This is a genomic window from Streptomyces clavuligerus, from assembly GCF_005519465.1.
GTDB lineage: Bacteria > Actinomycetota > Actinomycetes > Streptomycetales > Streptomycetaceae > Streptomyces > Streptomyces clavuligerus.
Genome location: NZ_CP027858.1, coordinates 2551588 through 2566177, shown reverse-complemented (window position 1 = coordinate 2566177; position 14590 = coordinate 2551588). Strand labels below are relative to the sequence as shown.

The 14590-nt window shown below is 71.5% G+C and carries 13 protein-coding genes; 8 read left to right on the top strand and 5 right to left on the bottom strand.

Translation table 11 applies throughout. The features are described 5' to 3' along the window. Nucleotides 1-64 precede the first annotated feature (64 nt). The 5 genes from CRV15_RS10530 to CRV15_RS10510 all read right to left on the bottom strand — a co-directional run bounded on the left by CRV15_RS10530 (nucleotide 65) and on the right by CRV15_RS10510 (nucleotide 7183). The gene (locus CRV15_RS10530) at nucleotides 65-1066 is read right to left on the bottom strand and encodes a 2-oxoacid:ferredoxin oxidoreductase subunit beta (protein WP_003961484.1); all 1002 of its coding nucleotides are present in this window, start codon (nucleotides 1064-1066) and stop codon (nucleotides 65-67) included. Between the two features lie 298 nt (nucleotides 1067-1364). Further along, nucleotides 1365-3329: a 2-oxoacid:acceptor oxidoreductase subunit alpha gene (locus tag CRV15_RS10525; RefSeq protein ID WP_029183008.1), complete on the bottom strand. Its 1965-nt coding sequence runs from the start codon at nucleotides 3327-3329 to the stop codon at nucleotides 1365-1367. Nucleotides 3330-3581: 252 nt separating this feature from the next. Next, nucleotides 3582-4241 carry a response regulator transcription factor gene (locus tag CRV15_RS10520; protein WP_003956229.1) on the bottom strand — a complete coding sequence of 220 codons (660 nt, stop codon included), beginning with the start codon at nucleotides 4239-4241 and terminating at the stop codon, nucleotides 3582-3584. 207 nt (nucleotides 4242-4448) lie between these two features. Next, nucleotides 4449-5819: a sensor histidine kinase gene (locus CRV15_RS10515; RefSeq protein ID WP_003956230.1), complete on the bottom strand. Its 1371-nt coding sequence runs from the start codon at nucleotides 5817-5819 to the stop codon at nucleotides 4449-4451. Nucleotides 5820-5932: 113 nt separating this feature from the next. After that, nucleotides 5933-7183: a sensor histidine kinase gene (locus tag CRV15_RS10510; protein ID WP_003956231.1), complete on the bottom strand. Its 1251-nt coding sequence runs from the start codon at nucleotides 7181-7183 to the stop codon at nucleotides 5933-5935. A gap of 312 nt (nucleotides 7184-7495) precedes the next feature. On the opposite strand from CRV15_RS10510, the gene CRV15_RS10505 reads away from it, so the two are divergent. Genes CRV15_RS10505 through CRV15_RS10470 form a run of 8 tightly spaced genes read left to right on the top strand, consistent with a single transcriptional unit; the run spans nucleotide 7496 to nucleotide 14568 of the window. Then, nucleotides 7496-7969: an NADH-quinone oxidoreductase subunit A gene (locus CRV15_RS10505; protein WP_003961487.1), complete on the top strand. Its 474-nt coding sequence runs from the start codon at nucleotides 7496-7498 to the stop codon at nucleotides 7967-7969. Next, nucleotides 7960-8679 carry an NADH-quinone oxidoreductase subunit B gene (locus CRV15_RS10500; protein ID WP_003961488.1) on the top strand — a complete coding sequence of 240 codons (720 nt, stop codon included), beginning with the start codon at nucleotides 7960-7962 and terminating at the stop codon, nucleotides 8677-8679. Before CRV15_RS10505 ends, CRV15_RS10500 begins: the two co-directional genes overlap by 10 nt. Further along, a complete protein-coding gene (locus CRV15_RS10495; RefSeq protein WP_009997284.1) occupies nucleotides 8676-9917 on the top strand; it encodes an NADH-quinone oxidoreductase subunit C in 1242 nt (413 codons plus the stop codon). The genes CRV15_RS10500 and CRV15_RS10495 overlap by 4 nt, the downstream gene beginning before the upstream one ends. Continuing rightward, nucleotides 9914-10879, top strand: coding sequence for a complex I subunit 1/NuoH family protein (locus CRV15_RS10490; protein ID WP_003961490.1), 966 nt, complete (start codon nucleotides 9914-9916; stop codon nucleotides 10877-10879). The genes CRV15_RS10495 and CRV15_RS10490 overlap by 4 nt, the downstream gene beginning before the upstream one ends. A gap of 2 nt (nucleotides 10880-10881) precedes the next feature. Next, on the top strand, nucleotides 10882-11520 hold the full coding sequence (locus CRV15_RS10485) for a NuoI/complex I 23 kDa subunit family protein (RefSeq protein WP_003961491.1): 639 nt from the start codon (nucleotides 10882-10884) through the stop codon (nucleotides 11518-11520). Next, nucleotides 11517-12173: an NADH-quinone oxidoreductase subunit J family protein gene (locus CRV15_RS10480; protein ID WP_003961492.1), complete on the top strand. Its 657-nt coding sequence runs from the start codon at nucleotides 11517-11519 to the stop codon at nucleotides 12171-12173. The genes CRV15_RS10485 and CRV15_RS10480 overlap by 4 nt, the downstream gene beginning before the upstream one ends. After that, the gene (gene nuoK, locus CRV15_RS10475; protein WP_003961493.1) at nucleotides 12173-12562 is read left to right on the top strand and encodes an NADH-quinone oxidoreductase subunit NuoK; all 390 of its coding nucleotides are present in this window, start codon (nucleotides 12173-12175) and stop codon (nucleotides 12560-12562) included. Before CRV15_RS10480 ends, nuoK begins: the two co-directional genes overlap by 1 nt. After that, entirely contained in the window at nucleotides 12559-14568 is a 2010-nt protein-coding gene (locus CRV15_RS10470; RefSeq protein WP_003961494.1) for an NADH-quinone oxidoreductase subunit 5 family protein, read from the top strand. The genes nuoK and CRV15_RS10470 overlap by 4 nt, the downstream gene beginning before the upstream one ends. The last annotated feature ends 22 nt before the right edge of the window (nucleotides 14569-14590 follow it).

The following is a 14590-nucleotide window of genomic DNA, read 5'->3' as shown; positions in this document are numbered from 1 at the left end:
TCGCCGTCCCTACGGCTGTGAGGCCGTGACCACGGGTCCGCGACGGTGAGCCGCGGCGGGGAGATCAGCCGACCACGGTCCAGGTGTCGTTCCCGGCGAGCAGCTTCGACAGATCGCCCTGGCCCGACTGCTCGACGGCGGTGTCGAGCTGTTCGTTGAGCAGGGTGTCGTAGACGGGGCGCTGGATGTCGCGGAAGACACCGATGGGTGTGTGGTGGAGGGTGTCGGGGTTGGCGAGGCGGGAGAGGGCGAAGGCGGTGGTGGGGGAGGGGGTGTGGGTGTTGTGGGTGAGGATGTGGTGTTCGTTGTCGGGTGTGACGGTGACGGCCTGGAGGTCTCCGGTGTGGGGGTCGCGGATGACGCCTTTGGTGTTGTCGGTGCCGAAGCGGATGGGCTGTCCGTGTTCCAGGCGGATGACGGCTTCTTGGGCCTGTTCTTTGTCTTTGAGGGTGTCGAAGGCGCCGTCGTTGAAGATGTTGCAGTTCTGGTAGATCTCGACGAGGGCGGTGCCGGGGTGGGCGGCGGCGGCGCGCAGGACGTCGGTGAGGTGTTTGCGGTCGGAGTCGATGGTGCGGGCCACGAAGCTGGCTTCGGCGCCGATGGCGAGGGAGACGGGGTTGAAGGGGGCGTCGAGGGAGCCCATGGGGGTGGACTTGGTGATTTTCCCGGTCTCGCTGGTGGGGGAGTACTGGCCCTTGGTCAGTCCGTAGATCCGGTTGTTGAAGAGGAGGATCTTGAGGTTGACGTTGCGGCGCAGGGCGTGGATGAGGTGGTTGCCGCCGATGGACAGGGCGTCGCCGTCGCCGGTGACGACCCAGACGGACAGGTCCTGGCGGGAGGTGGACAGGCCGGTGGCGATGGCGGGGGCGCGGCCGTGGATGGAGTGCATCCCGTAGGTGTTCATGTAGTACGGGAAGCGGGAGGAGCAGCCGATGCCGGAGATGAAGACGGTGTTCTCGCGGGGGATGCCGAGTTCGGGCATGAAGCTCTGGACGGCGGCGAGGACGGCGTAGTCGCCGCAGCCGGGGCACCAGCGGACTTCCTGGTCGGACTTGAAGTCCTTCATGGTCTGGCGGCCGGTGGCGCGGGGGACCAGGGACAGGGCGTCGGCGATGCTCAGTACCGGTCTGCCCTCCGCCTGCGGAACACCCGCCCGCGGAACACCGGCCGAAGCCGTACCGGTGCTGCCCGCGCCGGCACCGGCCGAAGCCGCGCCGGTTCCGGCAGCCGCCGGAACCGCACCGTCCGCCGGAGTCGCACCCTCCGCCGTGGTGCCCGCACCGGCACCGGCGGTGGCCGCCGTGCCTGCCGTCGCGGCGGCCGTGGTGCCTGCTGTGGCACCGGTGGTGGGTGTGGTGGTGGGGTCAGGCATCGGTGGCCTCCTTCAGGGCGTCGGCGAGCTGGGCTGCTTTGAAGGGCATGCCGTTGATCTGGGTGTGGGCGTGGACGGGGGTGAGGTAGCGGGCGCGCAGGAGGAGGCTGAGCTGGCCGAGGTTCATCTCGGGCACGATGACCTTGTCGTAGGAGGCCAGGACGGTGCCGAGGTTGGCGGGGAAGGGGTTGAGGTGGCGCAGGTGGGCCTGGGCGATGGCGCGGCCGTCCTTGCGCAGGCGGCGGACGGCGGCGGTGATGGGGCCGTAGGTGGAGCCCCAGCCCAGGACCAGGACCCGCGCGGTCCCGCCGGGGTCGTCGACGGTCAGGTCGGGCACCTGGATGCTGTCGGTCTTGGCCTGGCGGGTGCGGACCATGTGTTCGTGGTTGGCGGGGTCGTAGGAGATGTTGCCCGTGCCGTCCTGTTTCTCGATCCCGCCGATGCGGTGTTCCAGCCCGGGTGTCCCCGGCACCGCCCACGGCCGCGCCAGCGTCTCGGGGTCGCGCTTGTAGGGCCAGAACACCTCGCTGCCGTCCGCCAGCGTGTGGTTCGGGCCGGTCGCGAACGGGGTCCGCAGATCGGGCAGCTCACCCGTCTCCGGGACCCGCCAGGGCTCCGACCCGTTGGCGAGGTACCCGTCGGAGAGGAGGAAGACGGGGGTGCGGTAGGTGAGGGCGATCCGCGCCGCCTCCAGCGCCGCGTCGAAACAGTCCCCCGGCGTGCGCGGCGCGATCACCGGCACCGGCGCCTCACCGTTGCGGCCGAACATCGCCTGGAGCAGATCCGCCTGCTCCGTCTTGGTCGGCAGCCCTGTGGAGGGGCCCCCGCGCTGGATGTCCACGACCACCAAAGGCAGCTCCAGCGACACCGCGAGACCGATCGTCTCCGACTTCAGCGCCACACCCGGCCCCGACGTCGTCGTCACCGCCAAAGACCCCCCGAACGCCGCACCCAGCGCCGCCCCGATCCCCGCGATCTCGTCCTCCGCCTGGAACGTCCGCACACCGAAATTCTTGTGCTTCGACAGCTCATGCAGAATGTCCGAGGCCGGAGTGATCGGATACGACCCCAGATACAACGGCAGACCCGCCCGCTCCCCCGCAGCCACCAGCCCCAGCGACAACGCCAGATTCCCCGAAATATTGCGGTACGTACCCGCCGGGAACGCCGACACCGCCGGAGCCACCTCATAGGAGACCGCGAAATCCTCCGTCGTCTCCCCGAAATTCCACCCCGCACGGAACGCCGCGACATTCGCCTCCGCGATCACCGGCCGCTTCGCGAACTTCCGCCGCAAAAACGACTCCGTCCCCTCCGTCGGACGGTGATACATCCACGACAGCAGACCCAGCGCAAACATATTCTTGCTGCGCTCGGCCTCCTTCCGGGTCAGACCGAACTCCTTCAGCGCCTCCAGCGTCAGCGTCGTCAGCGGCACCGGATGGACCCGGTACCCCTCCAGGGTCCCGTCCTCCAGCGGCGACACATCCCAGCCGACCTTCGCCATCGCCCGCTTCGCGAACTCGTCCGTGTTCACGATGATCTCCCCGCCCCGGGGCACATCCGCGAGATTCGCCCGCAACGCCGCCGGGTTCATCGCCACCAGCACATCCGGCGCGTCCCCCGGCGTGAGAATGTCATGATCCGCGAAATGCAGCTGGAACGACGACACCCCCGGCAGCGTCCCGGCAGGCGCCCGGATCTCCGCCGGAAAATTCGGCAGCGTCGACAGATCATTCCCGAACGACGCCGTCTCCGAGGTGAACCGGTCACCCGTGAGCTGCATACCATCACCCGAATCACCAGCGAACCGGATCACCACCCGATCCAACCGGCGAACCTCCCCCACACCGGCTTCACCAGTGGCGTCGGGCTGGCGCTGGCCGCCGACGAGTGCCTCATTGGCCTCGTCAGCCTCATCGGCATGCTCGGCGGGGCTACTGACCTGGCTGGTCACTGAACTGGACCTCCCTTGAGGCGGCTGCTCGGGCGCCGACCGTCCCACTGGTCGCCCTGAAGAGCCACCCTACGTCGGTAAGGGTGCCCTTCCCTGGGGCTCTCATATGGTGGACGCTCCCGTGAGACGCCTCGATGACCTGAATTGTCATAGTTTGTCCGCTACCCGGCCTGCTCCGGGGAGCGGCTTCCGGCTCATCCTTTGGAACTAGGACCGTCCGTCGGCCCGCCTGCTGACAGCGTGTCAGTGGCCCTAGGAGTTGAGGTATGTCAACACGGCCAGCACCCGTCGGTGATCCCCGTCACTGGGGGAGAGCCCGAGCTTCAGAAAGATATTGCTGACGTGCTTCTCCACGGCACCGTCGCTGACCACGAGGGTGCGGGCGATCGCGGAGTTCGTCCGGCCTTCGGCCATCAGGCCGAGGACCTCACGCTCCCGGGGGGTGAGATGAGCGAGGACGTCCTGTTTGCGGCTCCGGCCCAGGAGCTGGGCGACCACCTCGGGGTCCAGGGCGGTGCCGCCCCGGGCCACCCGGACCACGGCGTCGACGAACTCGCGCACCTCGGCCACCCGGTCCTTGAGCAGATAGCCGACCCCGCGGCTGCTGCCCGCCAGCAGCTCGGTGGCGTACCGCTCCTCCACATACTGGGAGAACACCAGGACGCCCAGCTCGGGGTGGTCCTTGCGCAGCCGCACCGCGGCCCGGACGCCCTCGTCGGTGTGGGTGGGCGGCATCCGCACATCGGCGACCACCACATCCGGCAGCGCGTTCCCGTCCGCCAGCTCACCGACCGTCCTCACCAGCGCCTCGCCGTCGCCCACCCCCGCGACGACCTCGTGCCCGCGATCGGTGAGCAGCCGGGTCAGCCCCTCGCGGAGCAGCACCGAATCCTCGGCGATGACGACCCGCACTCTGTCTTCCACCACTGCCTGACGCCCCCATGTCGTTCCGTGCTGTTCCCGTGCCGTTCCGCGCTGTTCCTGGTCCGGCTGTCCGTACCAGCATCCCAGTATCCGGCGCCGGGACGGGGCGGCTGCCGGGAACGGAGAGCACGGCGAGACCCGGGGGAGGGCCGGGGAAGTCCCGGACCCTCCCCCGGGCGGCCCGGGGGACGGGGCTCACTCCCGCCAGGGGAGTTCGGCGGTGACCGTGGTGGGTCCGCCGGGGGGTGAGTCGACGACGAGGAGTCCGTCGACGGCGTCGAGGCGTTCGGCGAGGCCGGTGAGTCCGGTGCCGTGGTGGAGGGTGGCTCCGCCGTGTCCGTTGTCGGTGACTTGGAGGAGGAGGCGGTTGTCGGTGTGCCAGACGTCGACGGTGGCGTGGGTGGCGTGGGCGTGTTTGCTGATGTTCTGGAGGAGTTCGGAGACGGTGAAGTAGGCGATGCCTTCGATGGCTTCGGCGGGTCGTTGGGTGAGGTCGACGGAGACGTGGACGGGGGCGGTGCAGCGGGCGGCGAGGGCGGAGAGGGCGGCGTCGAGTCCTCGGTCGGTGAGGACGGCGGGGTGGATGCCTCGGGCGAGGTCGCGGAGTTCCTGGAGGGCGAGTTTCACTTCGCCGTGGGCTTCGTCGACCATGGCGGCGGCGGTGTCGGGGTCTTCGTGGAGTTTTTCTTTGGCGAGTCCGAGTCCCATGGCGAGGGCGACGAGGCGGGCCTGTGCTCCGTCGTGGAGGTCGCGTTCGATGCGGCGGAGGTCGGCGGCGGCGGTGTCGACGACCACCCCCCGATCCGACTCCAGCTCGACCACCCGGGTGGCCAGCCGCGAGGGCCCGAGCAGCCCGCCGACCATCACCCGGTCCATATGCGCGAAGCCGCGGATCAGCCCGGCGGTGACCAGGACGAGCAGCAGACCCAGCACCGAGGTGCCCGCGATCTCGAACGGGGTGTCGAGGTAGAAGGCGTCGCCGTCGCTGTCGCCGTAGAGCTGGATGCCGGGGTTGTCCGCGTAGGCCGGCAGGGCCCAGTGCCACAGCGGGTAGAGGAACAGCAGCCAGGCGGTCGACCAGCACACGAGGCTCACGACGAAGGCGACGAGCGCCCAGGGGAAGTGCAGCAGACCGTAAAGCAGATGCCGCCAGGACGTACCGCTCTTGAGGACGGCGCCGACCCAGGACATCAGCCCGGGGGCACGCGGGCGCAGCGGCTCGGGGGCCTCTGTGTCGAGCCGGAGGAACGCCCGGGCGCGGAGGCGCTCCAGCGCCCCGAAGCCCCGGAAGGCGGCGAGGCTCGACGCCAGGACCGGAATGCCCAGGAAGGTGATCAGCAGTCCCGCGCTGAGCGAGAGGGTCACCAGCGCGAAGACGAAGAGCAGCAGGCTGATGGGCAGGTTGAGCATGAGGTGGGTGAATTCCCGCCAGGTGCGGATCTCGAACGGGGCCCGCAGCGCCGTCGGTACCCGGTGGGCGGGGCGCCCCTGGCGGGCGGGCCGGTCCAGCGGGTGGTCCAGGTCCATGGCCATCGGGGTGGTCCGTTCGTCGCTACGGGCTGTCATGGGATCAAGGGTGCTCCGGGGGGCGCGGGCCGCACCATGCGGCGGGTCGGCGTCCCGGACCGGGGGTTTTCCCCACCCTGGGCCCCGGGGTGGGGTTGGGGACCCGGGGGTGCTCAGCGCTGCGGGGCGGCGCCGCGCCCGGCGGCCCGGTCCCGCCACGGCAGCTCGGCGGTGACGGTGGTCGGTCCCCCCGGGGGCGAATCCAGGGACAGCAGTCCGTCGACGGCGTCGAGGCGTTCGGCGAGGCCGGTGAGTCCGGTGCCGTGGTGGAGGGTGGCTCCGCCGTGTCCGTTGTCGGTGACTTGGAGGAGGAGGCGGTTGTCGGTGTGCCAGACGTCGACGGTGGCGTGGGTGGCGTGGGCGTGTTTGCTGATGTTCTGGAGGAGTTCGGAGACGGTGAAGTAGGCGATGCCTTCGATGGCTTCGGCGGGTCGTTGGGTGAGGTCGACGGAGACGTGGACGGGGGCGGTGCAGCGGGCGGCGAGGGCGGAGAGGGCGGCGTCGAGTCCTCGGTCGGTGAGGACGGCGGGGTGGATGCCTCGGGCGAGGTCGCGGAGTTCCTGGAGGGCGAGTTTCACTTCGCCGTGGGCTTCGTCGACCATGGCGGCGGCGGTGTCGGGGTCTTCGTGGAGTTTTTCTTTGGCGAGTCCGAGTCCCATGGCGAGGGCGACGAGGCGGGCCTGTGCTCCGTCGTGGAGGTCGCGTTCGATGCGGCGGAGGTCGGCGGCGGCGGTGTCGACGACCACCCCCCGATCCGACTCCAGCTCGGCGATCCGCCGCTCCAGCTCGTCCGACGGCGAGAGCAGACCCCTGACCATGGCCCGGTCCGCGTTGGCCAGACCGCGGACGACGAACGCCAGGGCGGGCCAGAGGAGAAAGAACCCCGCCGTCACCACGGCGAAGGAGACCACGCCCCACGGCAGCCGGATCACGCAGTACAGCACCGTCCGCCAGCCGACCGGGTCCTTGAGGGTCGCGAGCAGCCATCCGACGAACCCGTCCGCGCCCCGGCCGCCGCGGTGCGGAGGGCTCGGCTCGTCGATCCGCACCCCCAGCAGCACCCGTGCCCGGGCCCGCTCCGCCTTGCCGAGCAGCCGTGCCCCGACCAGCCCGAACGCCAGCGTGGGCAGGGCGATGACCGTGACCGACAGGCCCGCGCCCACAAAGACTGTGAACGTCGCGTAAACAAAACCGATCAGTGCCATGGGCAGATTGATCAGCAGATGCGCGATTTCCTTCCAGGTGTGGGCGTCATACGCCCAGCGCGGCGCGGGCGGCCGATCGTTTCCCGTCGTGCGGTCCCCGCCGGGGGAGGGCGCGGGGGCGGAGGCGGGGCGACGGCCGTCCTCGGTGACTCGTTCCATGGAGTCGGATGCGGTGCTGCTCACGGTCATATGGGACACAGTGCACGGCGGACGCCCACGCGCGCCATGGGGTGGCTCGGGTGAGGCGTAGTGGGGATATCCCCACCAGAAGGCCGACGCGACTGCTTACCGTGCCTTTAGCAGGGCCTAGACTCCCGTCCGTACGGAAAAGGATCGCCGAACAGGCCGCCAGGAGATCCGCCGCCCCGGTGAGCTGGAACGGCGATCCGTGGCGGTGAGCCGTGACAGTGAGCTGGAACGGCGATCCATGAGGTCCATGAGGCCGACGAGGTCAGGGAGCGAGGGGCGGACGTGCCGGAACCGACCGTGGCCGTGCTCGCGGCGGAACGCGCCGATCATGCCGGGTATGTCCAGTACGCCGGTACCGGCGGCGGGGGCGGCGGATACGCCGCGGCTGCCGCGTATTTCGACAGCTATACGGTCGTCGGACTGCTCGCGGTCGTCGGGGTCCTCTTCGTGATGGTGGCCTTCGGCGCCGGGCGGCTGCTGCGGCCCGTCGTGCCCACGCCGGAGAAACTGCTCACCTATGAGTGCGGAGTGGACCCGGTCGGCGAGGGCTGGGCGCACACCCAGGTCCGTTATTACGTCTATGCCTTTCTGTATGTGATCTTCGCGGTGGACTCGATCTTCCTCTTCCCCTGGGCGACCGTGTTCGCGGCGCCGGGGTACGGGGCGACGACGCTCGTGGAGATGTTCATCTTCCTCGGCTTCCTGGCCGTGGGACTGCTCTACGCATGGAAGAAGGGCGTCCTGGCATGGACGTGACCCCCGCCTCCGCCGCCTCCGGGGGGTCCGGCCCGGTGCCGGGCACCGGGCAGACCCCGGGCGCCGGTCCGGTTTCCGGCGCCGGGCCGGTTCCGCTGCCGGAGCCCCAGCGGCTCGGTGTGCTCTCCCGGCTCGCCCCCGAGCCCATGAAGGTCGTCCTGAACTGGGGCCGCCGCTACAGCCTCTGGGTCTTCAACTTCGGTCTGGCCTGCTGCGCCATCGAGTTCATCGCCGCCTCGATGGCCCGCCACGACTTCATCCGGCTCGGGGTCATCCCCTTCGCCCCGGGGCCGCGCCAGGCCGATCTGATGATCGTCTCGGGAACGGTCACCGACAAGATGGCCCCCGCCGTCAAACGGCTGTACGAGCAGATGCCCGAGCCCAAGTACGTCATCTCCTTCGGTGCCTGCTCCAACTGCGGCGGGCCCTACTGGGACTCGTACTCCGTGACCAAGGGCGTCGACCAGATCATCCCCGTCGACGTCTATGTACCGGGCTGCCCGCCCCGGCCCGAGGCGCTGCTCCAGGGCATCCTCAAGCTCCAGGAGAAGATCGCCCGCGAATCGCTCGGCGAGCGCTACGGCAGCGGCGGGCGGGCCTCGGCGGACCAGCTCCGCAGCGGGCTGGTCACCCCGCCCCCACCGCCGTCCGGCGCGCCCGCCGGGGGGCCGGAGCAGCCGGGGAAGCCGGAGAAGGGGGACGGGAAGTGAACGCGTACGACGGTCTCCCCGACTCCGTCACCGAGGTCTTCGGACCGGACGCCACCGCCGAGCACGCCTACGACCTGCTCACCGTCGATGTCCCCGCGGACGCCTGGATCAGCGCGCTGACCACCGCCCGGGACCGGCTCGGCTGCACCTACTTCGACTGGCTCAGCGCGGTCGACGAGCCCGGCACCGGCTTCCGGGTCTGCGCCCATGTCGTCTCGCTGGAGGGCGGCCGGGTACGGAGGCTGCTGCTCCGGACGACGGTCCCGCACGAGGCGGCCGTGCTCCCGACCGCCGTCGGCGTCTACGCGGGCGCGGGCTGGCACGAGCGCGAGACCCATGAGATGTTCGGCGTCGGCTTCACCGGCCACCCCCATCTGGTGCCGCTGCTGCTGCCCGAGGGTTTCGAGGGCCATCCGCTGCGCAAGGACTTCGTGCTGGCGGCCCGCGTCGCCAAGGCGTGGCCCGGGGCGAAGGAGCCGGGGGAGTCGGAGCACGGCGGCCCCAAGCGCCGCCAGATGCTCCCGCCCGGCGTCCCCGACCCCAACGAGTGGGGCCCCCTCAAAGGCCAACTGCCCGCCGCCCCCGCCCGCACTCCCCGAACCCCCCGCACCGCCCCCGGCGCCACCCCGGACCGCCCCGCCCGCCGCACCCGCACCGCGAGCGAGGGCTCCGCGAGCCAGGCACCCGAGGCTGCGGCTCCGCCCCGTCGTACCCGCAGCGCGGCCGAGGGTTCGGCGAGCCAGCCCGCCGCCGGAACGACCGCCCCGCGCCGTACGCGCAGCGCGGCCGACGGTTCCGCCGGCCAGGCGCCCGCGCCCGAGACACAGCCGCGCCCGTCGTCCCGCCCCTCGGACGCCCCGTGGCACCACGCGCGCCCCGCCTTCGACACCCAGGACAAGCTCCACCCCGACCCCACCGACCCGGCCGAGCCGACCGGGCCCGATCGGACCGGCCCCGCCGCTCCGGCGGAGCCCGAGCCCCCGTCCGGCGAGCCCCCGCAGGAGCCGGGCCCCGCCGAGCCGACCAGGTCCGCCGACGCTCCGGCGGAGCCCGCCGAGTCGACGGAGCCCGCCGAGCCCACCGACGCGGCCGAGTCCGCCGACGCGGCCGGCCCCACCGCGTCCCGGCCCGACGGCCGGGGCGGCCCGCGCGGTCGGAGCGACGGCCAGGCGGGCGACGGCGCGCAGGACCCGCAGAGCCCCTACCACCACGACCCCGCCGGAGGCGACCCCGCGTGAACGACGCTCTCGACGTCGCCCTCCGGCTCCTCGCCGTCTTCGTCGCCTTTCTCGTCCTCCCGCTCGTCGTCGGGCAGACGGAGCACAAGGTGATGGCCCATATGCAGGGGCGCCTCGGCCCCATGTACGCGGGCGGCTTCCACGGCTGGGCCCAGCTCGTCGCCGACGGGGTGAAGTTCGCGCAGAAGGAGGACGTGGTCCCGGCCAACGCCGACCGCCGGGTCTTCCAGCTCGCCCCCGCCGTCGCCCTGCTCCCCTATCTCCTCGTCCTCGTCGCCATCCCGATCGGGCCCGGTGGCGCGGTCGGCCAGATCGTCGACGCGGGGATCTTCTTCGTCCTCGCCGTCATGGGCGCCGGAGTACTCGGCTCGCTCATGGCGGGCTGGGCGTCCGCGAACAAGTTCTCCCTGCTCGGCGGCTTGCGCACCGCCGCCCAGCTCCTCGCGTACGAGCTGCCGATGCTGCTCGCCGCGGCCTCGGTCGCCATGGCGGCGGGCACGGTCTCCCTCCCCGGCATCCTGGACGCCTTCGCGTGGTGGTGGATTCCCTGGCAGCTCACGGGGGCCGTCGTCTTCTTCGTCGCGGGCCTCGCCGAGCTCCAGCGCCCGCCCTTCGACATGCCGGTCGCCGACTCCGAGATCATCTTCGGCGCGTACACCGAGTACACCGGACTGCGCTTCGCGCTCTTCCTGCTCGCCGAGTACGCGGGCATCGTCGTGCTCTGCGGTCTGACCACCGTCCTCTTCCTCGGCGGCTGGCACGGCCCCTGGGGCGCCGAGGGCCTCGGCTGGCTGTGGACCCTGCTCAAGGCGGCCGCGCTCGCCTTCGTCGTCATCTGGCTGCGGGTGACCTACCCGCGGATGCGCGAGGACCAGTTGCAGAAACTCGCCTGGACCGTCCTGGTCCCGCTCGCTCTCGCCCAGATCGCCCTCACCGGCGTCGTGAAGGTGGTGACTTCCTGATCATGGCTCCCATTCCCGGCTCCGGACTGGCCAAGGGCCTGGCGGTCACCCTGCGCACGATGACGCGGAAGACCGTCACCGCGCAGTACCCGGACGTACAGCCCGACCTCCCGCCCCGCACCCGCGGGGTGATCGGCCTGTTCGAGGAGAACTGCACGGTCTGCATGCTCTGCGCCCGTGAGTGCCCCGACTGGTGCATCTATATCGACTCCCACAAGGAGACGGTCCCGGCCGCCGCCCCCGGTGGCCGCGAGCGCAGCCGCAATGTCCTCGACCGGTTCGCGATCGACTTCTCGCTCTGCATGTACTGCGGTATCTGCATCGAGGTCTGTCCTTTCGACGCGCTCTTCTGGTCGCCCGAGTTCGAGTACGCGGAGACGGACATCCGCGAACTCACCCATGAACGCGACAAGCTCCGCGAGTGGATGTGGACGGTGCCCGCGCCGCCCGCGCTCGACCCCGCCGCCGAGGAGCCGAAGGAGATCGCCGCCGCCCGCAAGGCCGCCGACAAGCTCGCCGCCGAAGCCGAAGCCGAAGCCGAAGCCGAAGCCGCGGCCGAAGCCGCGGCAGAGGCTGGTGCCGATGCTGAGGACCGGGCCGCCGGAGCCGACGGCCAGGCCGCCGAGGAGGGCCCCGCATGACCCCCGTGTTCCTCGCCGCCGACACCCCGGGCTTCCTCTCCCCGACCGGCGTCGAGATCGTCTTCCTCCTCGTCGGCCTCGTCACCTTCGGCGCGGCCGTCCTGACGGTCACCACCCGCCAGCTCGTGCACGCCGCGCTCTGGCTGGTCGTGGCGCTCGGCGGGCTCGCCGTCGAGTACCTCCTGCTCACGGCGGAGTTCATCGCCTGGGTCCAGGTACTGATCTACGTCGGTTCCGTCGTGGTCATCCTCCTCTTCGGACTCATGCTCACCAGAGCACCCATCGGCCGCTCCCCGGACGCCGACTCCGGCAACCGGTGGGTCGCCCTCGCCGTCGCCCTGACCGCCGCGACCGCCCTGGTCTGGGTGGTCGTCGACGCCTTCCGCACCACCTGGATCGACCTCGACGGCCCCGTCCAGGGCTCCACCGAGGTCACCGGCTCCATCCTCTTCCGGCACTGGGTACTGCCCTTCGAGGCACTGTCCGTCCTGCTGCTCGCCGCCCTCGTCGGCGCGATCGTCCTCTCCCGCAAACAGGCCGAGGCCGACACCCGGGCCGAGGCCGACACCCCGTCGGGGAACGACGCCTTGCCGGGGAACGGCCCCCGGACCGGGAACGGCCCCCGCGCCGCCGCCCCCGAGGGAGACCGCTGATGCACCTCGCCTACCCCGCCGTGCTCAGCGTCCTCCTCTTCTGCACCGGCCTGTACGGTGTGCTCGCCCGGCGCAACGCGATCCTCGTCCTGATGTCCGTCGAGCTGATGCTCAACGCCGTCAATCTCAACCTCGTCGCCTTCGACGTCTGGCTCCGCGACGCCCTCCACTCCGGCCAGGCGCTCACCCTCTTCACCATCGCCATCGCCGCCGCCGAGATCGGCATCGGCCTCTCGATCGTCCTGATGGTCTACCGCAACCGCGGCACCTCGGACATCGACCGGCTCCGGGACACCGCGGAGCGCCCCGACGGCCCGGACGGCACCCCCGACGACCCCGGCGCGACCGCCCCGGCACAGCGGACGCAGAAGACTGAGGCCCCCGCGTGACCACCACGACCCTCGCCGTCCTCGTCCCCCTCCTGCCCTTCCTGGGCGCGGCCGCCGGACTGCTCACCGGCCGTACCGCCCCCGGCTTCGTGCGCCCGCTCGCCATCGTGCCCACGCTGGCCTCGGCCGTCCTCGCGGTCGTCGTCGCCGTGCGCCAGGGCGGGGACGGGACCATCGACGCCGCCACCCGGCTCACGCCGACCGGCTCGGTCCTCATCGACCTCGCCCTGCACATCGACGGCCTCGCCGCCCTGGTCGCCGTCCTCGTCGGACTCGTCGCGTCCTGTGTGCAGATCTACTCCACCGCCTATCTGCGGGACGACCCCCGCTACCCCTCCTACGCGGCCCTCGTCTCCCTCTTCACCGCCGCCATGCTGCTCGTCGTCTACTCCGGCGATCTGATGGTGCTCCTGGTGGGCTGGGAGATCATGGGCATCTGCTCCTACTTCCTGGTGGGGCACTACTGGGAGACGCCCGAGGCGCGTGCCGCCTCCCTCAAGGCGTTCCTGGTCACCAAGCTCGGCGACGTCCCCTTTCTGATCGGCCTCTTCGCCCTGGCCACCGACGCCGGAACCTTCCGGATCACCGGGGTCCTGAACGCCGTCGCGGAAGGCCGCATCGACCACCCGACCCTGGTCGCCCTGCTGCTGCTCGCCGGGGTCGCGGGCAAGTCGGCCCAGTTCCCGCTGCACACCTGGCTCCCCGACGCGATGGCGGGCCCCACCCCCGTCTCGGCACTGATCCACGCCGCGACCATGGTGGCCGCCGGTATCTACTTCGTCGCCCGTCTCCTTCCCGTCTTCGCCGCCTCCCCGGCCGCGCTGACCGTCCTCGCCGTCATGGCCGCCGTCACAATGGTCGGCTCCGGCCTCGCCGCCCTCGCCCAGGACGACATCAAACGGGTCCTCGCCTACTCGACCATCGGCCAGCTCGGCTACATGGCGGGCGCGCTCGCCGTCGCCGACCGGGGCGCGGCCGTCTTCCACCTCCTCACCCACGGAGCCTTCAAGGCCCTGCTCTTCCTCGCCGCCGGAGTGGTCATCCACGCCGCCGGAACCAACTCACTCGCCGCGATGTCCCGGATGAGCGGCCTGCCCCGCCGTATCCCCGACGCCTACTGGACGATGGGCGTCGCCCTTCTCGCCCTCGCGGCCATTCCCCCCTTCGCCGGCTTCTTCTCCAAGGAAGCCGTCCTCGTCGCCGCCGAGCACTCCGCGCTCGGCGAGTCCACCGCGGCCCCCCAGGGCGCGGGCTGGACCGTCCTCGTCGCCGGTCTGCTGGCCGCCCTGCTCACCGCGGCCTACGCCACCCGGCTGTGGCTCCTCGCCTTCCGCGGCCACGGGCCCGAGGCCCCCGACCACGGGCGCGAGCCCCTGGCCATGACCGGTGTGCTCTGGCTCCTCGCCATCCCCTCCCTCGGCCTCGGACTGACCTACGGCTACCTCGACGACTGGTTCGACAGCCACCCCCTCGAACCCACCCTCACCACCGCCGTCCTCGGCACCGGCGCGGCACTGGCCGGCGGCCTCCTCACCTACGGGGCCTGGCGCTCCCTGCGCGCCCGCGACGGCGCGCGCCACCCCCTGCCCGCCACCGCCACCGTCGCCCACCCGGACGCCCCGCCGTCCGTGGTCGAGGCCGAGGCCGTCGAGGCCCACGCCCCCCTCTTCGGCTCCGTCGCCTCCGCCCCCGACCCCGCCGACCCCGGGCGGCTGCTCCTGGGCCCGCTGCACCGCCACGCCGCGTCCGGCTTCCACCTCGACGCCGTCTACCACGCGCTCTTCGTCCGCCCGGTCCAGGCCGGAGCCGACCTGGCGCGCTTCCTCGACCGCGAGGTCGTCGACACCTATGTACGCGGCGCGGGCACCGGCACCCAGTGGCTGGGCCGTCTGGTGCGCCGGGCCCAGACCGGCAATGTGCAGACCTATCTGAGCTGGCTGCTCGCGGGCTCCACCGTCCTGGTGGCCGCCGCCGTCGTCCTGTCCACTGTCAACGCCGGATCGTGAGCCGTGATCGATATCAGCGAGT